This window comes from Desulfofundulus sp. JL263-se (assembly GCF_056316025.1).
In genome coordinates, this window is the sequence record NZ_CM149993.1 from 2,138,659 (window position 1) to 2,157,043 (window position 18,385).

At 43.3% G+C, this 18,385-nt stretch carries 21 protein-coding genes; 2 read left to right on the plus strand and 19 right to left on the minus strand.

Features of this window, described 5'->3' with window-relative positions; genetic code table 11:
• Positions 1-181: 181 nt before the first annotated feature.
• A complete protein-coding gene (gene istB, locus ACX4JR_RS10935; RefSeq protein WP_476058089.1) occupies positions 182-940 on the minus strand; it encodes an IS21-like element helper ATPase IstB in 759 nt (252 codons plus the stop codon).
• Positions 922-2,442: an IS21 family transposase gene (istA, locus tag ACX4JR_RS10940; protein WP_476058090.1), complete on the minus strand. Its 1,521-nt coding sequence runs from the start codon at positions 2,440-2,442 to the stop codon at positions 922-924. Before istA ends, istB begins: the two co-directional genes overlap by 19 nt.
• A gap of 212 nt (positions 2,443-2,654) precedes the next feature.
• Here istA and ACX4JR_RS10945 point away from each other — a divergent pair, with 212 nt between their 5' ends.
• Complete coding sequence (locus tag ACX4JR_RS10945) at positions 2,655-2,975, plus strand: small, acid-soluble spore protein, alpha/beta type (RefSeq protein WP_476058091.1); 321 nt, start codon at positions 2,655-2,657, stop codon at positions 2,973-2,975.
• A 28-nt stretch (positions 2,976-3,003) separates the two neighbouring features.
• Here the strand turns inward: ACX4JR_RS10945 and ACX4JR_RS10950 are convergent, their stop codons facing one another.
• From ACX4JR_RS10950 to ACX4JR_RS10960, 3 genes are read right to left on the minus strand one after another with little or no spacing between them, the layout of a single operon-like run.
• The gene (locus ACX4JR_RS10950; RefSeq protein WP_476058092.1) at positions 3,004-3,228 is read right to left on the minus strand and encodes a helix-turn-helix domain-containing protein; all 225 of its coding nucleotides are present in this window, start codon (positions 3,226-3,228) and stop codon (positions 3,004-3,006) included.
• Positions 3,229-3,286: 58 nt separating this feature from the next.
• On the minus strand, positions 3,287-3,766 hold the full coding sequence (locus tag ACX4JR_RS10955; protein ID WP_476058093.1) for a sporulation membrane protein YtrI: 480 nt from the start codon (positions 3,764-3,766) through the stop codon (positions 3,287-3,289).
• Positions 3,763-4,089 (minus strand): YtrH family sporulation protein, encoded by a 327-nt coding sequence (locus ACX4JR_RS10960; RefSeq protein ID WP_476058094.1) that lies wholly within the window; start codon positions 4,087-4,089, stop codon positions 3,763-3,765. Before ACX4JR_RS10960 ends, ACX4JR_RS10955 begins: the two co-directional genes overlap by 4 nt.
• Before the next feature lie 301 nt (positions 4,090-4,390).
• Here ACX4JR_RS10960 and ACX4JR_RS10965 point away from each other — a divergent pair, with 301 nt between their 5' ends.
• Positions 4,391-5,332, plus strand: a complete 942-nt coding sequence (locus tag ACX4JR_RS10965; RefSeq protein WP_476058095.1) for a mechanosensitive ion channel family protein — start codon at positions 4,391-4,393, stop codon at positions 5,330-5,332.
• A gap of 14 nt (positions 5,333-5,346) precedes the next feature.
• Here ACX4JR_RS10965 and cobC read toward each other — a convergent pair whose 3' ends face one another.
• From cobC to ACX4JR_RS11035, 14 genes are all read right to left on the minus strand, one after another.
• Positions 5,347-5,964, minus strand: coding sequence for an alpha-ribazole phosphatase (gene cobC, locus ACX4JR_RS10970; protein WP_476058096.1), 618 nt, complete (start codon positions 5,962-5,964; stop codon positions 5,347-5,349).
• The gene (gene cobD / locus ACX4JR_RS10975) at positions 5,961-7,082 is read right to left on the minus strand and encodes a threonine-phosphate decarboxylase CobD (RefSeq protein WP_476058097.1); all 1,122 of its coding nucleotides are present in this window, start codon (positions 7,080-7,082) and stop codon (positions 5,961-5,963) included. Before cobD ends, cobC begins: the two co-directional genes overlap by 4 nt.
• Positions 7,083-8,027 carry an adenosylcobinamide-phosphate synthase CbiB gene (gene cbiB / locus ACX4JR_RS10980; RefSeq protein WP_476058098.1) on the minus strand — a complete coding sequence of 315 codons (945 nt, stop codon included), beginning with the start codon at positions 8,025-8,027 and terminating at the stop codon, positions 7,083-7,085.
• Positions 8,028-8,029: 2 nt separating this feature from the next.
• Positions 8,030-9,571, minus strand: a complete 1,542-nt coding sequence (locus ACX4JR_RS10985; protein WP_476058099.1) for a cobyric acid synthase — start codon at positions 9,569-9,571, stop codon at positions 8,030-8,032.
• Entirely contained in the window at positions 9,568-10,176 is a 609-nt protein-coding gene (cobU, locus tag ACX4JR_RS10990) for a bifunctional adenosylcobinamide kinase/adenosylcobinamide-phosphate guanylyltransferase (protein ID WP_476058100.1), read from the minus strand. The genes ACX4JR_RS10985 and cobU overlap by 4 nt, the downstream gene beginning before the upstream one ends.
• A 213-nt stretch (positions 10,177-10,389) precedes the next feature.
• Positions 10,390-10,806, minus strand: coding sequence for a DUF3842 family protein (locus ACX4JR_RS10995; protein WP_476058101.1), 417 nt, complete (start codon positions 10,804-10,806; stop codon positions 10,390-10,392).
• 32 nt (positions 10,807-10,838) lie between these two features.
• Positions 10,839-11,114 carry a translation initiation factor 2 gene (locus tag ACX4JR_RS11000; protein ID WP_476058102.1) on the minus strand — a complete coding sequence of 92 codons (276 nt, stop codon included), beginning with the start codon at positions 11,112-11,114 and terminating at the stop codon, positions 10,839-10,841.
• An 87-nt stretch (positions 11,115-11,201) separates the two neighbouring features.
• Positions 11,202-12,365 carry an LL-diaminopimelate aminotransferase gene (locus ACX4JR_RS11005; RefSeq protein ID WP_476058103.1) on the minus strand — a complete coding sequence of 388 codons (1,164 nt, stop codon included), beginning with the start codon at positions 12,363-12,365 and terminating at the stop codon, positions 11,202-11,204.
• A gap of 62 nt (positions 12,366-12,427) precedes the next feature.
• Entirely contained in the window at positions 12,428-13,297 is an 870-nt protein-coding gene (locus tag ACX4JR_RS11010; protein WP_476058104.1) for a PHP domain-containing protein, read from the minus strand.
• Positions 13,298-13,321: 24 nt separating this feature from the next.
• The gene (locus ACX4JR_RS11015) at positions 13,322-14,278 is read right to left on the minus strand and encodes a dipeptidase (protein ID WP_476058105.1); all 957 of its coding nucleotides are present in this window, start codon (positions 14,276-14,278) and stop codon (positions 13,322-13,324) included.
• A 112-nt stretch (positions 14,279-14,390) separates the two neighbouring features.
• Positions 14,391-14,651: a stage V sporulation protein SpoVS gene (gene spoVS / locus ACX4JR_RS11020; RefSeq protein WP_476058106.1), complete on the minus strand. Its 261-nt coding sequence runs from the start codon at positions 14,649-14,651 to the stop codon at positions 14,391-14,393.
• A gap of 145 nt (positions 14,652-14,796) precedes the next feature.
• Positions 14,797-15,576 carry a TIGR00282 family metallophosphoesterase gene (locus ACX4JR_RS11025; protein WP_476058107.1) on the minus strand — a complete coding sequence of 260 codons (780 nt, stop codon included), beginning with the start codon at positions 15,574-15,576 and terminating at the stop codon, positions 14,797-14,799.
• 301 nt (positions 15,577-15,877) lie between these two features.
• Positions 15,878-17,416, minus strand: coding sequence for a ribonuclease Y (gene rny, locus ACX4JR_RS11030; protein ID WP_476058108.1), 1,539 nt, complete (start codon positions 17,414-17,416; stop codon positions 15,878-15,880).
• Between the two features lie 494 nt (positions 17,417-17,910).
• Complete coding sequence (locus tag ACX4JR_RS11035) at positions 17,911-18,378, minus strand: regulatory protein RecX (RefSeq protein WP_476058109.1); 468 nt, start codon at positions 18,376-18,378, stop codon at positions 17,911-17,913.
• Positions 18,379-18,385 lie beyond the last annotated feature (7 nt).

Below are 18,385 nucleotides of genomic sequence, written 5' to 3' on the forward strand. Positions count from 1 at the left end.
GCGCCGAAGGGTAGCCTTGACGGCCGGGGCCCCCGCATGTGGTACAATGGTGATTCCGGCGGGGTTAGTTATAATGACATATTCCCCGGAGCCGCCCCGTCAGCACCCAATAATCACCACATGCGGGGTGGCAGTCAAGGCCGCCGCTCCCTTCGAAAAAAGGTTAAATCCCGCGAATTAGTTAAGATAAAATGTTTTTTGTTTGGCTTCTTTCCTCCGGCATGGCCGACAGCGCTTTTTGCAGGCGATAGCTTTCACCTTCAAAGGCCAGTATGTGAGCATGGTGGACCAGCCGGTCAATCAGGGCGGCCGTAAGCCGGTTGTCACCCAGTACTGTATTCCACTGGCCGAATTGCAAGTTAGAGGTAACGATTATGCTCTGGCGCTCGTAAGCCTGGGCCACAACATTAAACAACAGTTCCGCCCCGTCACGGTGCAGGGGCACAAACCCCAGCTCGTCAATTATGACAAGATCTGCTTTTTTCAAAGCATCCATTGCTTTGCCTAAACGGCCCTGGCGGTGGCTTTCCAACAAGGTGTTTGCAAGGTCAAGACAGCGATAAAAGTAAACCGTTTTCCCTTCTGTGCAAGCCTTGATTCCCAAGGCGATAGCCAGATGGGTTTTTCCCGTGCCCACGGCCCCCAGAGCCAATACGTTTTCGCGGCGTTTAATAAAGCTGAGGTCCGTAAGATCAGTTATGGCGGTATTCTCCGGCAGGGTAACCGGCTGCCAATCAAAATCACCCAGGGTCTTATGCACAGGGAAGCCGGCTTTCTTGACCAGGCGCTTGATTTTGTTGGCCCAGCGCGTCTCCAGCTCGACCTTAAACAGGTCGGTAAGGTACTGTTCCCGGTCACTGTAGGGGATGTCCAGGTAAATCCGGGGCACTTGAGCAAGTTTCAAGGCCTTACACTGTTCTTTCAAAGACGCTCCGGCCATGGGGTTTCACCCCCTTCCTTCCGGGGCACCAGCAGGTCATAGACGTTGACCTGGGGCATATATTGCCGCACGCTGTCCGGTGTATAGTTTTCGTTTAATTGCTCAAGGGGCTTGTCCGGGTTGACAGCCTGGTACAGTAAATGCCGGATAAAGGCCTGGTCTGCCCACCGGTGGCTTTGGGCTTTCTCAAGGGCCCCAGAAATTAGGTCCATGGTGAATTTCTCTTCCAGCAGGGTATGGATGAACTTAAGCCGCTCCCGGTATGCTGAGGGGTTCCCTTGTTCCAGATAGTTGCGTACCGGCTCGGAAAGAAAACGGTACATGGTGGCGTGTCTTGCCCCCCTGGGCTTTTTGATAAAGATGCTGAAGTATCCCCTCCAGTCAATTGGCTTGGTTTTCATGGTGTACTCCCGGGGAAAAGTGCCCAGGCACTGCTGGTTCCGGTCCAGGATCTCTACCCGGTCCCACCACAGCTTTAGCAGGACCGTATCCCCAATCCGGGCACTAGGGATGTTGTAAACTTCGCCCTGACAGGTGATCTTGCCGTATTTGCCCACCCGGGCGGTTTCAATCTCCACCGCTTCAAAGGGAACCGTGGGCAGGGGCAAAAGGGCCTTTTTTTCTTCTTCCCAAAGCTCTGCTATGGGTACGCCCTTGGCGTAATGGGTGCGGTTCAGGTCTTCCAGGGCTTTTTTGTAAAGTTCCCGGGTTAGTTGTTCGAAGCTTGATATTTCCCGGTAGGGTACCAGCCAGTTGCGGCGGGTGTAACCGACCTTGTTTTCCACATTGCCCTTTTCGTTGCCCTTGCCCCTGCTGCAGAATTCCGGCTCAAACCGGTAGTGGAGCATGAACCTGGTGAAGGCTTCGGTTAGTTCCCGTTCTTCCCCCTTACCAATTCGAACAACGGCCGCCGGGAGGTTGTCAAAGCGAATGCGCTGGGGAACACCGCCAATCATTTCAAAAACCTGGATCATGGCGTGGAGAAAACACTGGGTATTCTCGCTGGGTACCGGAACGCAGAAGCCGGCATTGCTGTAGGGAAAGGAAAAGGCAAGGTACTTGATTTCTTTTAATTCCCCATTCCAAACCACGTGGACCGTCCCAAAGTCCACCTGGGCCCGTCCCGGTGGGTGTTCCAATTTCAAATACTTTTCTTCCTGTTCTGCCCGCAGCTCTTTCTTTCGCTGGGAAACGTAATGCCGCACGGTCCTCCCTGAGCCTTCAAAGTCGTGTTCAGCTTTAAGCTGGCGATAAATGGCGGCCGCGGTGCGGCGCTCCTTGCGTGGTTTAAGCATGTCTTCCATGAGCCACATGTCAACGATTTCCGCGTAAGGTTCCATAACCGGCCGGCAGCGCTTTTGTTTCTTATACGGTTCGTTCCAATCGTCCTTTTTGGCATACTTGGCAGCGGTCCGCCAGTTGACTCCAACTCTTGAGCTAATTTTGGCAATGCTGCAATCTTCTTTTTCGTAGAGGTATTTGATATACTGTTGTTGTGGCATTGCTAACACCTCTCGTCATCCCTCCTGTCTTAGTCCGACAGAAGGTTTTATTCGGGAGCGTGATGGCAATGCCCTCTTTGTTTAGCTATGTATTTTTTATTGCCGTTTTCTGTAGTTTTATTATGCCAAAAACACAAGCCTGACAAAGCTACCTTAATTAATACAACATATGCATTAAACCCGGGGAAAAAATAATACTGGAGGTGTTAATTATGACTCGAAATAACAATGCCCTAATTTCATCATCAGCCTCTGAGCTAAATAATTTTAAATATGAAGTGGCTACTGAACTAGGTTATGGTAACATTGTTGGACAACCTGTGGTAACTCCCCATAACTTTAACCAAATTACTTATAACATGAAGTATAAAATAGCCAATGAACTGGGGCTAACACCCCAAATTGAAAACAATTATTGGGGCAATGTATCATCCAGGGCTTGTGGTGCGGTAGGCGGCCGCATCGGCGGGAAAATTGGCGGAAACATGGTACGCAAAATGATACAATATGTAGAACAAAACCTATTTCGTTAAACAAGGAGGGTAAAAGCCCTCCTCGTTCTCAATCCTGACCCATTATGGAACCTAACCCCCGGCGTATAAAATGATCCTTCAAATGCATAATTACCTTTGAGGAAACACCAAATTCCCGGGCCATTTCGATATCCGATTTATTGTTTTTAAGCCCTTCAATAAAGGCATCAAAGTCAATTCCTACTTCTTCAGTTTTAGTTTTCAGGTTAGGCTCAGTACTCCAGGGAACCCGGGAACGGATGAATTCTTCCATTGCGCCCCACTTCCTTTGGTTTTTTCTTAGTGTAACCAACCTCCAATACTTTATGATATTATTCTGCACTTTCTACAACGGGTTTTGCTTCCAAATAAATAATTACTGTTTTTGTAATTACTACCATTTTAACCTTAAGATTAAACTTTCTGCCTTCTACATCTATTTCCCTGTTATCAATAATTTTAGGAATCAACATATAATCCAAATCATCTATTTCTTGTCCTTTAATTACCTCCAACCACTCCTCCACTCTCTTTTCCGCCATTAATCTGGCAGCGCTTTCCTCGTACCCTATTAATTTTTCCCCGATAAAATCAACTTTGACCTCTATCCCCGTTATAATTTGTTTTTTCTTTTCAGCAAGGCTTTCTTTTAAGGCCTGGAGTTCCTTTTCACTAACCGACAATTGTTGCTGGAGAGCCTGATTGCTCATATGCAAATTATCAATTTGTACCCCTATAATTATATTGGTCAGGGAAGCCCCCGCCAATACTCCGATAATAAAGGTAGCAAAAAATCTGCCCCAGCTTCTCATCCTTTATCGCCAACCAGGGCCATCAATAAATAATACCCCACTTGGGTACCCGCAATTGCACTTATTACATAACACAACTGCTTTATCATAGCCCTTATTTCACCCTGAAACAAACCGGACTCCAAAACTTCTAGAAACGAAAAAGTCCCGCCAAGGGCGGCGGCAACCGCCCATATTTTTATCTCTCTGGCCAATTTTAACATTATAGCCACCGGTGGTTCTTTTGCTATAAGAGCCGCTAACGAACCGATTAAAGCGGCTCCCAGCATCATGCCAAGAGCCGTAAAAAAAATTAAAAGTAATTTATGTTGAAAAGCCTCCATTTATCTCTCGCCCTTGTCCTTTTTGCTTACATTATATGAATCCAGGTACCCATAAAATGCCAGGAGTTAAAACAAAAATGGCAGATCCCGGGATCTGCCCACAAATAGTAGTTTGATGGTTAGTGATTAATGACGATTTATTTCATTCTTTAAAGAATAATTTTGATTTTCGGAGCTATTTTACTACCAGCAGGTAAAAGAAACTCTTAACTATGATATTCAACGGTAAATGCTCCTGGATTAGAATAAACTTACGGAATATATTTAGCTGGGGAGATTCTGCAAGAAGGAGTGAATCAATATGGAGCAATTCACGCAAGCATTAACCGAGCAACTTAACCTTTCCCATCTAATGACGGTTTTATCTGATATAAACTTTTTAAACATTGTTCAAGGGGCCATATATATTACACTTATAATTTTTGCCACGTATCTGTTGTTACGTATACGTTACAAGATCATTGTTCGCGCTTTCCGCCTCGCCCGTTTGAACGAAAATAAGAAGGAAACGTTAATTTCCCTTCTTATGTCAACCACCAAATATATTTTATTTATCATATCGGCCTTGCTTATAATTACTGTATTCATACCCATGAAACAAATTACGCCTATTCTTGCAGGAGCCGGCGTAGTGGGCCTAGCTATAGGTTTTGGCGCCCAGAGTCTGGTAAAAGATATCATTACCGGATTTTTTATTATGTTTGAAGACCAGTTTCACGTGGGCGATTTTGTGGAAGTAAATAATTCAGTAAGAGGTACCGTTGAAGAAATGGGCTTGCGTATGACAACCATAAGGGAATGGTCGGGAAAAAAGTTTTACATTGCCAATTCTAAAATTGAAACTGTTCGTAACTATAACAGAGAGGAACTCCGGGCCATCGTTTCTGCTACCTTTCCCTACGAAGAAAACCCCAAAAGGATTCGCAGTTTATTGGAAGAGGTCTGCCGTGAATTCGAACAAAGTTATGGAGAACACCTACTCAAGGATCAGCAGGGCCGTTATGTTGAACCACCACAAGTTTACGGAGTATCAGATATCGATAACAATGACCGAGGAGGTACTTTTATAATTATTGCAAAAACTTTACCCGCCTCCCTTTGGACAGTAGAGAAAGTAATCAAAGAACTTATATGGCAGAAATGTTATGAAAAAGGTGTTAAATTAGCCTACCCCAAAAGAATTCTGGAGAACGCCCAAATACCGGAGGCCGATAACACGGCTGTAATGGAAGAGCATCACTAGGTAAACCATGGAGGTTACTCTTTATCGAGATGACTGCAATCATTAAAGAGCTCCAAAATACCTTTTCCCCATTCGGGGAAAAAAATTATATTCAATGCTAAATTATCTTGCCGTAGCCGCCAATATTCATTTAAATCCATCCCCAGCACACTGCTGATTATGGATCTGATGACACCTCCATGGGAAACAATTAATATATTATGGCCCCTATGCTTGTTGCAGATATTGTACAGTGCAGTCATACTTCTGTTTACTACTTCTTCCAGGGACTCTCCGCCGGGGACAGGAGTTCGCAGGGGTTTTTCCCACCATTTTGCAGCGGTTTCGGTATATTTTTTGCGAATTTCCTGAAAAGTAAGTCCTTCCCAAAAACCAAAATTTATTTCCCTGAATCCCGGTTCCCGCTGAACTTCCAAATTATGAGGGCGGGCTATTATCTTTGCAGTTTCATAAGCCCTCTCAAGGTCACTTGCATAAATACCGTTGAAATCTTCCTTTTTCAGTCTATCGGCAAGGGCACGAGCCTGCTGCCTGCCCTTTTCATTTAAAGTAACGTTGGAATGACCCTGGAATCGCATTTCCGCATTCCACGCTGTCTCCCCGTGCCTTACCAAATAAACACGGCAATTCATGACCTCTCTCCTTCCAAAACCTTTGCCAATTCGGCAATAAGATGACGGTTTTCCGCCCTGGTTTTTACCGCCACCCTAATATAATCATCACCAAGCCCGCTAAAACTGCTACAATCTCGCACCAACACTCCCCTTTGCCCCAGCAATTTTGTAAGCTCACCACATTTAAAGCCTGTGTCCTTTATATTTACCAAAAGGTAATTAGCCTCTCCGGGGAAAGGCTTAATCCCGGGCAAATCAACCAGTCTGTTATATAGATATTCCCTTTCCGTTTTAACCAATTCCCTGGTTTTTTTCATATGCTCAACATCTTTTAATGCCGCTACGCCCGCTACCTGAGCAAACAGATTAACATTCCAGGGGTCCTTCGCTGCCACCATTTTTTCAACCAGCTGGGAAGGCCCAATCATAGCCCCTAATCTCAACCCCGGAATACCAAAAAACTTAGTTAGGGAATAAAACACAATTAAATTGGAACTTTTTACAACCCGGGAAACCATGCTATGACCTTTAACGTCACTGACGAAATCTATGAAAGCTTCATCCACCACCAAATATGCATCCTTTGCTTCCACATTTTTTAAGAGATATAAAAGGGCGCTTCGGGGATATAAGTTCCCGGTCGGATTGTTAGGGTTACATACAAATATTAAATCGCCGGGAGATAACTGAGAAATTACTTTATCAGCATCCAGGCGGAAACCGTCTTCGGGTTGCAGAGGAAACTCATTTACAACCCCTCCAGCGGTAATTACCGCTATACCGTATTCCGTAAAGGTAGGTACCGGTATTAAAGCCCGCCGGCAGTTTAATACCCGAACCAGGAGATAAATTAACTCGGAGACCCCATTGCCCACAATGATGTATTTTTCCTTTATTTCTAGATATTGGGACAAGGCCCCTTTTAACTCCCGGCAATGGGGATCCGGATAATGCACAATCATATCCATACATTTGGAAATGGAATCAAACACCCCTGGTGGTGGGCCCAGGGGATTTATATTAGCACTAAAATCAATAATTTTTGATTGTTCCAAACCCAGGGCTTTTGCCGCCCCTAAAACATCTCCTCCGTGGATATGCTCGACATGCATTTTTCTCACATCCTCTTCAGCCATTCATAATATCAGGTAGACCAGCCACCCCAGAAAAGCAGCCAAAAATGAGGTTAAGAGCATTAAATCCACAGCCGGCCTGATGTGGCTGGGCAGGACCATTGCATTTCCTGATCCCATGTAGGCTTTAAAGGAAGGCTGTCCCCGATAATAGTTCAATCCTCCCAAGCGCACCCGCAAGGCCCCGGCAATCACCGATTCAGGTATACCGGCATTTGGACTCGGGTGTTTACAGGCATCCTTTAATAAGGCCTTAAGACCTCCTTTAACATCGCGGTTTGTCATCCAGACAGCAACCAGCATCAATAACCCCGTAAGCCGCGCAGGTATATAGTTTATAATATCATCAAACTTTGCCGAAGCCCACCCCAGATATAAGTACCTGTTGTCTCTGTATCCGAGCATGGAATCTAAGGTATTCGCGGCACGGTAAGCCATTGCCCCGGGGGGGCCGGCAATAAATGCATAAAATAAGGGGGCCACTACGGCATCTACTGTATTTTCCGCCACCGTTTCCACTGTGGCCCTGGAAATTTCCGAAGCATTCATTTGGGCACTGTCCCGTCCCACTACCATTCCCACCTGCTGCCGTGCAGACTGTAAACGCCCCTGAGTCAAACTGAGCCGAATTTCATGGGCTGCCTGAGAAAGACCTCGAGCGGCAATGGTGGTGGAGATTAACCATGTTCCCGCCGCATAGGCCAAAAACGGATGAATAAGAGCCAGTAAGTGTAACAATATGGCCGTAACAATATAACTTCCCCCTGCAATTACGATAACTATCCCTGCGCCTGCAAGCTTTAAACCCCGAGGGGAATGCACAAAACGCCTGATAATTAACTCCATCAATGATATACATTTTCCCATTAACACTACTGGGTGGGGTAAAGGACGTGGATCACCCACAAGTAAGTCAACTATATAGGCAATAAGTACTTGGAAGCCCATTGCTACACTTCCCGGTTTAATATCTTATATAAAAGTTTCATATCCATATTTCCCCGCACCAATTCCGCAAGCCTGTCATAATCCCTTTGCCGCTGGGCCCATATTGAAAAAGGACGTGTTTCTTTTAAGGGCTCCCAACCTTTTAACAGACGCAGGGCGTTAATAACTCCCCTCCTAAAATGATCATTGTCAAATATGCCGTGAATGTAAGTTCCCATCACTCTCCCATCGAGACTTACGGCACCGTCTGGATCACAAACATTCTGGCCGGATCTTTGCCAAATTGTAAAAGCCGGTTTTACCTCAGGCCCCAACTCTGTACGACCCATGTGGATTTCATAACCGGTAAGGTAATTTTCATTCAGCCCTTTGGTCAATATTCCTTGGTGGGCCACCCGGGCTTCAACTTGGTGAGTCACCTTATCCGCTGAAAAGATAGTAACAGTATTTAAAAGACCGAGGCCTTCCGTTACGGGAATTGCAGATTCCACACGTTCCGGATCACGTAATTCCTTCCCCAGCATCTGAAACCCACCACAAATACCTATTACAGGGATTCCTTGGAAAGCCAGGGATAAAATTTCCCCGGCAAGTCCGGATTGTTTTAAGTAAATAAGATCTTCAATGGTATTCTTACTTCCAGGTATTATAATTAAGTCAGGATTCCCTAGCCGGCTTCCTCTACCTACATATCGAAGGTAAACGTCGGGCTCTTCCTCCAGGGGATCGAAATCGGTAAAGTTGGATATGTGCGGCAAGTGAATTACTGCTACTTCTATACAGTTCCCGTCCTTACTCTCTTTAAAATTGGCCCGGTCCTCGGGCACTGTATCCTCCTCTTGAATACGTAATTGCTTAAAATAAGGAATTATTCCCACCACTGGTTTCCTTGTTTTCTCTTCTAAAAAATCAATGGCCGGCTTGAAAAGGGAAATATCCCCCCTGAATTTATTTATAATTATCCCGGCCACCCTTTCCCTGTCTTCCGGGGGTAATAATTCCAAAGTCCCTACAATTGAGGCCAAAGCCCCTCCCTTATCTATATCTGCAACCAATAATACGGGTGCCCCGGCAAGCTTGGCCACTTTCATGTTAACAATTTCATATTTCTGCAGGTTAACTTCAGCAGGACTTCCCGCACCTTCTATCACTATCACGTCGTATTGTTTTTTAAGGTAGTTAAAAGCTTCACAAATAGCTTCCCAAGCCTCTTTCACATATTCCCGGTGATAGAGATATGCTGATTTATTTCCTACAGGTTTACCCATCAAGATAACCTGAGAAGATGCGTGTCCCGTAGGTTTTAAAAGAACCGGATTCATATTTACCGTTGGCTCAACTCCCGCCGCCTCGGCTTGTACTACCGTTGACCGGCCCATTTCCCCGCCATCACGGGTAACAAAGGAGTTAAGAGCCATATTTTGAGACTTAAAGGGAGCTACTCTATACCCATCCCGGTAAAAAATTCTACATAGGGCGGTAACTAATATACTTTTACCCACATGGGAGGCCGTCCCTTGAACCATAATAGTTTTAGCAGTCATATTCGGCACCCCCCTTTTAATGTTCCTGTCCCTGGTAATTCAACAGCCAAAGATTTTATCTCAACAGGTAATCCAGCCACAGTAAGATAAACACGGGATGCATACCTTGCACATAATTGATTCACCCTGCCGATAATATCTCTGTACGTCCTTGCCAGAGAATTCTCCGGAACTATACCCCACCCCACTTCATTGGATACCAATATTGCACTGGTATTGTTGCTACGCAATAATTCCAACAATTTCTCTACCTTTTTCAATATATACTTTTCTTTCTCATCGGTCCCTGCTCCCCAATAAGGTAATTTTCGGTGCAGTAGGAGATTTGATACCCATAACGTAATGCAGTCAAACAAAATAATCTTTGACGGTCCCACAACCTTGCTAATTTCCTCTTCCGGGGCAAAGGGCTCTTCCACCGTTCGCCAATGAACCGGCCTACGGTCCCGGTGCTTTTTTACCCGTAAAGCCATTTCTTCATCACGCACTTCAGAAGTTGCTACATAAACAACCTCCAAACCCGAATTTTGGGCTATCCTTTCAGCAAAATAACTTTTGCCGCTGCGAGCGCCGCCAAGTACCAAAATTATACCCAGTTTTTCCATATTGCCACCCTTTCAAAAAATAAAAAACCCCAGCCCTCCCGGACCGAGGTTTTGCCTTTAACTTAACAAGCCATACCCTCTTCTTAACAGAGGGATACACATTTTTAAGCTACACTCCTTAATCTCCCCCGGAGGGGACACTGGAAATTAAAATATTTGATTTTACTTTAAAAAATTCTACATCTAAAATTAAAATCCTTCACCAACTATAAATTACCCTTCTATTAATAATTTCTTTATTTTGTCCACCAGCTCATCAATAAGATGAGGCAAGGGCTCGGACCTTACACCTACAATTTCTACTTCTGATTTGGTTAAAGGAAGTAATATCTTTTTAGCCGGGCTGGATGCTATGGCCTCGGCCATTTTAGGAGTTAATTCTCCTGACATGGAATTTGCGCACATGATACTAACCGGCCCTACAATAATATCTACCCTGGGTGCATTATAAACTATGGCATTTTCCCCACTAGCACCTTCATTGGCGCCGGCCTTTAACATAACGGAAGTAGCCAATGCATTGGTACCCAGGGCAAGTAAATATATACCTTCAGGGCTTATTTTACGTATTCTTTCCATAATATGTTTTCCAATCCCGCCACCCTGCCCATCAACCACAGCAATACGCATAAACATCTCCCCGAAAGCTCCAAGTGAGATTACTAATTGACTGAATTCCCTGATTTATACTGGTTCAATTGAGCCTCCAACTCAACAATGCGCTTATTTTTATGCATAAGCCGTTTAGCATAATTGTAATTGACCCGGTGTAACCTTTTATTTTCTTTCTCTAAACGTATCCAAAATTGCCATTTTTCTTTTTCCAAGCGCTCCAAAAGGTTCATTAATACCCTTCTACTTAAGCGCAATTGGGCCACCTTTTCTTCCAGCTCCCTAACCCGACGCCGGAGATAAAGAATTTCTTCACTACCTTCCACAACACCACCACCTTACCACAGATGCTAATTTTTAATATATGCCGGTGGTGTTGTTAATAGACATAATCATATAATTGGTAACAACAACTAAAATTTATAGGCTTTTCCTATGCGCTCCACTGCTTGTTGCAAGAACTCCTCCTCCTGCACCAATCCGATGCGAACATAACCCTCACCCCTTGAGCCAAATGCCACGCCCGGAATCACCAACACTCCTGTCCTTTCCAGTAATTCAAAGGCAAATTCTCTCGAAGATGTCCTGCCTCCCGGCAAAGGTGCCCAAACAAACATTGATGCCCGGGGCTTTGGCATATACCATCCTAATTTTGCCAGCCCGTTAACCAATACATCTCTCCTGGACTGGTAAGTGAGAGCATTTTGGCTAACACAATCCTGAGGCCCTTCAAGAGCAGCTATACCTGCCTCTTGAACTACCCTGAATACCCCATAATCGATATTTGACTTAAATCTTCCCAGCACTTCAAGGATCTCAGCATTACCTACCACAAAGCCTATTCTACATCCGGCCATATTATATGTTTTGGATAGGGAGTAAAACTCCACACCTACATCTTTCGCTCCCGGAACTTCCAAAAAACTCATAGGCTTAAAACCATCATAAGCCAGTTCACAGTAGGCAGCATCATGGCAAACAATAATATCATATTTTTTTGCGAAATCGACTACTTTTTCAAAAAAAGGCCTATCAGCAGACACAGCTATGGGGTTATTGGGATAATTTAGCCACATAAGCTTTGCCTTATAGGCCACATCTTCCGGAATTGCATCTAAATCAGGTAAAAACCCATTTTCTTTTAATAAGGGCATAGAATATATTTGGCCCTCCGCCAAGTGTATACTACATGAATAAATGGGATAAGAAGGATCGGGGACCAAAGCTACATCTCCCGGATTTATATAGGCCAGGGCCAGATGTGCCAAGCCATCCTGAGATCCCATCAGTACCAGCACTTCCCTTTCCGGCTCAATCTCTACACCAAAGCGTCTTTTATACCATTTGGCAACCGCTTGGTACAAACGCGGTAATCCTTCCAAAGGATATCTGAAGTTAACGGGATTCTCCAGGGCCTTGCGCATGGCATCAATTATATGGGGAGCAGGAGGTAAATCAGGGCTCCCTACACCTAAATTGATTACGGTTGTTCCCCTTGCTTCTACCTTCTTTTTTACCTGTTCCATTTCATTGAATATTGCCGACGTTAAATTTTGAATTCTACGAGCCACTTGCACAGCTCCATATCCCCCTAAAATCATTTATAGTTAAATAATTAATTGATTAAATTCATTTTTTATTAGCCTTTTGCTAAACGATATAATTCTTCTACCACTTGATATCGTACAGTGGCCGTACCCAGTGCTTCATGCCCTCTAGCATCTTTCCCGTGATAATCAGATCCACCGGTAACCAATAAGTTCCAACGCCTGGAAATACTTAAGTAATGTTTTATATCAGTTTGATTATGCTGGGGATGATAAACTTCAATTCCCTGTAACCCTTCCTTAACAAGATAAGGAATATATTGATCTATGTCAGCCAAACCCGGATGAGCCAACACTGCCACACCTCCAGCCCCGCGGATCAAATTAACCGCATCAACCGGGGTACACTTGTCCCGGGGCACAAAGGCAACCCTGCCTTGTCCAATATACTGGTCGAAGGCTTCCCCTATAGAGCTGACGATCCCTTTTCGCACCAAAACCCTAGCCACGTGCGGGCGCCCTATAGACCCGTCACCTGCTTCCGCCAATACATCTTCAAAGGATATGGGGAAATTTAATTTTCGTAACTTTTTTACAATCTTAAAGATGCGCTTTAACCGGGATTCCTTGGAATTAGCCAGGTAAGTTAATAACCTGTCATCTCTGATATCTATTAAATATCCCAGTACATGAACTTCCATACCCTGGTATTCAGTACTTAACTCAATACCGCTTAAAACTTCCACGCCCGTTTCTCCGGATACCTGTAAAGCTTCTTTTATACCGCCAATGGTATCATGGTCGGTAATGGCAATAGCCTTAAGCCCGAGTTTTTTAGCTTTATAAACAACCTCCTTTGGACTATCTGAGCCATCGGAAGCGGTTGTATGCACATGTAAATCCACAAACATTTTTCCACCCGTCTCTCTTTCTACATAAACTCCTAATTTTCCTTTTTTCATTTGTCCAGTTTGCCTAAACCTCTGTTAATTCCATACCTGTTTTATTACCCGTAAAAAATTCTTTCCTAAAATTTTTTCCACATCCTCCTCACAATACCCTCTATTTATAAGCGCATGGTACAAGCCTGAAAATTTAGTTACATCCTCCAAACCTTTAATGGTTTTTTTAACCCCGTCAAAATCCGAGCCAAAACCCACGCAATTGGTACCTGCCAGGGCAACTATGTGGTCCAAGTGGTCTAAAAGGCGCGATATATCAGGATTTTCCGGATCAACAAACTCAGGTACAAAGGTTAAACCTATTACCCCGCCTTTTTCAGCCAGAGCCTTTATTTGCTGGTCAGAAAGGTTTCTCGGATGGCCGCATATGGCCCTGGCATTGGAATGGGAAGCAATAACGGGTTTAGTGGATACCTCTAAGACATCCCAAAAACCCTTTTCCGAAAGATGGGATACATCTACTAATATACCCAAGCGGTTCATTTCTTTTACAACTTGCACCCCGAAATCCGTTAGCCCCCCCTTGCTGTTTTTCTCCCCAACCCCATCCGCCAGCTGGTTTCGGTTATTCCACGTTAACGTTAAGCTACGTACCCCAAGTTTATACAATGCTCGAAGCACCGATATATTTCCGCAAAGAACCTCCCCGCCTTCTACAGCCAGTACGCCTGCCCGCCGCCCTGACTTAATACAATTCTCCAACTCATAAACACTTGTTACCGGCTCAATATCGGCCTCTCTTTCCAATTCCGTATAAAACATGTCTATTTGCTCCATAGCCCTCTCCAACTCACGGCCCTTACAACCGGAGGCAACAAAAATAGCAAAAAATTGTACTACTACTCCTCCTTCCCGCATCCGCTCAAAGTCAAATTGTCCATTGGTTTTCCTAAGGGTTTTATTACCCGGTACAGATAGGACATCGCAATGAGCATCAACAATTATTTTATTAAATTTTGACTTTAAACTGGGTATCACCATAAAAAATTAAATCCTCCAATAAATTTTTATTTATTTAATTTATAAATTAAAAAACCTGTTTATTCTATTTAAAGAATAAACAGGTCAATAAACTAAATATATTTATATATCTTTAACGGGGCTCAACAATTAACTTTATAGCTGTCCGTTCCTCACCATCAATTATAATGTCTGTAAAGGCAGGTATACAAATTAAATCTATTCCACTAGGTGCTACAAACCCTCTCGCAATGGCAACTGCTTTAACAGCCTGGTTGAGGGCCCCTGCTCCAATGGCCTGAATTTCGGCACATCCTCTTTCGCGCAATACTCCAGCCAGGGCCCCTGCTACGGAATTTGGGTTAGACTTTGCTGAAACCTTTAAAACCTCCATTTTCCGAACCTCCTTCTAAACTGGAAGACCTATTACTTCATAATATTCCGTATGAATATTTTATTCGCCGAGGGTTAAAAAATTCCTTTTTTCTATCCTAAAGAAAATTTTAAAATATTTCCTTATTTTTAGAAATGATTGTGTATTATTCATAATTTTGGACGCGGCATATATCCTTAGCCTGTCCCGTATCATCGTCAATATCTATAATAACGGCATTAAACTGATATAATCCCCCCCCCACCTCAAACCTTCGAGGCAACTGAGTTATAAATTTTCCCAAAACAATATCAGTTTTAAAACCAATCACCGAATCCCTGGGCCCTGTCATACCAACGTCTGTTATATACGCCGTTCCCCCGGGTAAAATACGCTCGTCGGCAGTCTGCACATGGGTGTGAGTACCGCAAACTGCTGTAACACGTCCGTCAAGGTACCAGCCCATGGCCACTTTTTCGGAAGTAGCCTCAGCATGAAAGTCTAAAATTATTACCCGAACATGCTCAGCTATCTCCTGCAACAATTCATCTGCCCTGCGAAAAGGACAATCAAGGGCATCCATAAATACACGCCCTGAAAGATTTAAAACCGCCACTTCAACCTCATTTTTAGATTTAACAATCTGCCAACCTCTTCCCGGAGTGCCAGGCGGATAATTAGCCGGCCGAATAATTCTATCTTCTTGGGAAATAAACTCAAATATCTGTTTTTTATTCCAAACATGGTTACCCATAGTAATAATGTCAATACCATATCCATGAAGTTCTTTAACGATATCCTTAGTTATACCATTACCCCCAGCAGCGTTTTCTCCATTGGCTATTACCAGGTCCAGATCGAATTCTTTTACCAGATTTTGGAGGTTTTCTCGCAGTGCCCTACGTCCCGGGCGACCAACCACGTCCCCAATCATTAAAATACGCAATTAAAATCCTCCTGTTTAGAAATGGCGCATTTTATTATTAATAATTATACCGAATTCCATATCTCATATAAAAGTATTTTTTCTTTTAGCTAAAATATTAGTATTTACTTATATACACATAAAAATCTTACCACTTTTCTTTCAATTCCCTGTAAATATTAAAAATCCTGCTTTCCGATCCTGAAAATGTACCGTTCTACTCCACTAAATAAATTACGGCATCTAATCACAGCAGAAAATTTATTCCTTTTGAAATTATAAAAACGGCCCGGCAAGGGCCGTTTTTGTCCAACCTAATTTTTTATTTTGCATAATCAACTACCCTGGTCTCTCTTATTATCATTACTTTTATTTGTCCAGGATAGTCGAGCTCATTTTCAATCTTTTTGGTAATTTCCCTAACCAATTTAACTGCTGCTAGGTCATCAACTTTATCAGGCCTCACCATTATACGTACTTCTCTTCCTGCTTGAATAGCATAGGACTTTTCAACACCTTCAAAGGAACAGGCAATTTCCTCTAGCTTTTGCAGTCTTTTAATATAAGCTTCAATGGTTTCCCTGCGGGCACCTGGCCTTGCAGCAGATATGGCATCAGCAGCCTGTACAAGTACAGCAATAATAGTTTTAGGTTCTTCATCACCATGGTGAACAGCAATGGCATGCAATACTTCTTCGCATTCATTATACTTTTTCGCCAGCTCAACTCCAATGCTAACGTGGGGCCCTTCAACCTCATGATCTACAGCCTTACCGATATCGTGGAGTAATCCGGCTCGCTTAGCCAACTTTACGTCAACGTTCAACTCTGCTGCCATCAAACCTGCCAGGTAAGCTACTTCAATGGAATGTTTCAAAACATTTTGCCCATAACTGGTACGGAACTTAAGTCGTCCCAACAGCTTAACAAGTTCAGGATGAATCCCATGTACACCCGTTTCAAAGACAGCCTGCTCACCTGCATCCCGAATTTGTTGTTCTACTTCTTTTCGGGCCTTACCCACCATCTCTTCAATCCGGGCCGGATGTATGCGCCCGTCAACTATAAGCTTTTCCAAGGCAATCTTGGCAATTTCCCTTCGAATAGGATCAAAGCCTGATAAAACAACTGCTTCAGGAGTATCATCAATAATCAAGTCAATTCCTGTAAGGGTTTCAAATGCTCTGATATTCCGGCCTTCCCGCCCGATAATCCTTCCTTTCATTTCATCGTTGGGCAAGGGAATAACGGCAACCGTGGTCTCTGCCACATGGTCCGCAGCACATCTTTGAATAGCCATAGATATAATTTCCCGGGCTCTCTTTTCTCCCTCTTCCTTTGCTTTATTCTCCACTTCCTTTATCATAAGTGCTGCTTCATGCTCAATTTCCTTTTCCAATTCAGAGAAAAGGATTTGTTTTGCCTCTTCGGAAGTAAGCCCGGATATACGCTCCAATTCGGCTACCCGCTGGTCATGCAGTTCCTTTAATTTTACCTTTGTTTCTTCGATCTCGGCTTCCTTTCGCGCCAAAGCCTCCTCCTTTTTTTCTACCGATTCAACTTTTCTATCCAGAAATTCTTCCTTTTGAACCAACCGTCTTTCCAGACGTTGCAACTCCAATTTTCGCTCTCTATTTTCCTTCTCCACCTCATTGCGGAGTTTTAAAACTTCTTCCTTCGCCTCCAATATTGCCTCGCGCTTTTTAGACTCAGCCTCTTTTTTTGCCTCATCAATAATTCTACTGGCCTGTACTTCAGCGGATTTTATTTTTGCTTCGGCCAGGAATTTTCTCGTAAAATAACCGGCACTAAAGGCAATTAGCGTCACAATTATAGAAATAATAATTATATTACCTTCCATTCTGTTTCCCCCCCTTCATTAAAAAGTCCATAGCCCCAGTCGGCAAAAAAAAGACCGAGGGGCACTCGGCAAAAATAGAATAATGGACACTACTCTTATTATGGTAACGGGCAAATTAACATTAAATATTCTTTTATAGTAAAAAATTTACTTTAAAGCTATATTATGGAGACTCATTAACCAAAGTCTTAATATGGAATACCTTAAAAGCAAGCCACCCAAACAATACGGGCAGGACAACAAATGTTCTAAGGCAGAGCATAACTTTAAGGCAATATCACCCCTGAAATTACTAACTAAATTATACCTCTATAACTAATATAACTAAGCAGAAGCCAATTTACTTTTTCAATAATTTAAGTGAAGGTAAATTACTCCTTTTAAATTACCTATAAATTACATATATTAATAAAAATGAGAACTTGCCCGTTCCCAAGTAGTATCCAATTCTATTTTCTCCCAATTACTTATTCTATAAATTTTATGTCAAAATGTCAAGTTTCTTCATCCATGGACTCTCCGGTTAAAAAACGGTAAACTTTATATATAATCTGGTCTGAAAAGCCCTGCCTTTCTAGATAACGTCTCACCGCAGACCAAGAACAACCTTTTTTCAGTTTGCTCTTTGCCTGATGCACAGCAATATTATATTCTTCCTCATCGGAAACAGAATTTACCGCCTGGGCGGCTAATTTACTAGATACTCCCTTATTTATAAGCTCTAAATATAAATATCGCCTGCCTTTTGGTCTGTTTTTAAGCCTGAAACGCACCCATTCCTCGGCAAAAGCCCGGTCATCCACCAAATGATATTTTCTTAAAAACCCCATCAATTCAGCTATTACCTTATCAGAAAACCCCGACTGCTTTAAACGCATAATAATTTCAAACTCAGTACGTGATCTATAAGATAGTAAACGGAAGGCCTTCTTTTTAGCCCGCTCCAGCTCTTTTGACGCCATAAATTAC

What these genes read in the sequence shown, in the direction of transcription:
- ACX4JR_RS11015 (WP_476058105.1), bottom strand. Translation starts at nt 14,278, where the DNA reads ATGGTGATACCCAGTTTAAAGTCAAAATTTAATAAAATAATTGTTGAT.
- cobU (WP_476058100.1), bottom strand. Translation starts at nt 10,176, where the DNA reads ATGGAAAAACTGGGTATAATTTTGGTACTTGGCGGCGCTCGCAGCGGC.
- ACX4JR_RS10985 (WP_476058099.1), bottom strand. Translation starts at nt 9,571, where the DNA reads ATGACTGCTAAAACTATTATGGTTCAAGGGACGGCCTCCCATGTGGGT.
- spoVS (WP_476058106.1), bottom strand. Translation starts at nt 14,651, where the DNA reads ATGGAGGTTTTAAAGGTTTCAGCAAAGTCTAACCCAAATTCCGTAGCA.
- rny (WP_476058108.1), bottom strand. Translation starts at nt 17,416, where the DNA reads ATGGAAGGTAATATAATTATTATTTCTATAATTGTGACGCTAATTGCC.
- ACX4JR_RS11010 (WP_476058104.1), bottom strand. Translation starts at nt 13,297, where the DNA reads ATGAAAAAAGGAAAATTAGGAGTTTATGTAGAAAGAGAGACGGGTGGA.
- cobC (WP_476058096.1), bottom strand. Translation starts at nt 5,964, where the DNA reads ATGAATTGCCGTGTTTATTTGGTAAGGCACGGGGAGACAGCGTGGAAT.
- cbiB (WP_476058098.1), bottom strand. Translation starts at nt 8,027, where the DNA reads ATGGGCTTCCAAGTACTTATTGCCTATATAGTTGACTTACTTGTGGGT.
- ACX4JR_RS10960 (WP_476058094.1), bottom strand. Translation starts at nt 4,089, where the DNA reads ATGGAGGCTTTTCAACATAAATTACTTTTAATTTTTTTTACGGCTCTT.
- ACX4JR_RS10995 (WP_476058101.1), bottom strand. Translation starts at nt 10,806, where the DNA reads ATGCGTATTGCTGTGGTTGATGGGCAGGGTGGCGGGATTGGAAAACAT.
- cobD (WP_476058097.1), bottom strand. Translation starts at nt 7,082, where the DNA reads ATGGCTGAAGAGGATGTGAGAAAAATGCATGTCGAGCATATCCACGGA.
- istA (WP_476058090.1), bottom strand. Translation starts at nt 2,442, where the DNA reads ATGCCACAACAACAGTATATCAAATACCTCTACGAAAAAGAAGATTGC.
- ACX4JR_RS10945 (WP_476058091.1), top strand. Translation starts at nt 2,655, where the DNA reads ATGACTCGAAATAACAATGCCCTAATTTCATCATCAGCCTCTGAGCTA.
- istB (WP_476058089.1), bottom strand. Translation starts at nt 940, where the DNA reads ATGGCCGGAGCGTCTTTGAAAGAACAGTGTAAGGCCTTGAAACTTGCT.
- ACX4JR_RS10965 (WP_476058095.1), top strand. Translation starts at nt 4,391, where the DNA reads ATGGAGCAATTCACGCAAGCATTAACCGAGCAACTTAACCTTTCCCAT.
- ACX4JR_RS10950 (WP_476058092.1), bottom strand. Translation starts at nt 3,228, where the DNA reads ATGGAAGAATTCATCCGTTCCCGGGTTCCCTGGAGTACTGAGCCTAAC.
- ACX4JR_RS10955 (WP_476058093.1), bottom strand. Translation starts at nt 3,766, where the DNA reads ATGAGAAGCTGGGGCAGATTTTTTGCTACCTTTATTATCGGAGTATTG.
- ACX4JR_RS11035 (WP_476058109.1), bottom strand. Translation starts at nt 18,378, where the DNA reads ATGGCGTCAAAAGAGCTGGAGCGGGCTAAAAAGAAGGCCTTCCGTTTA.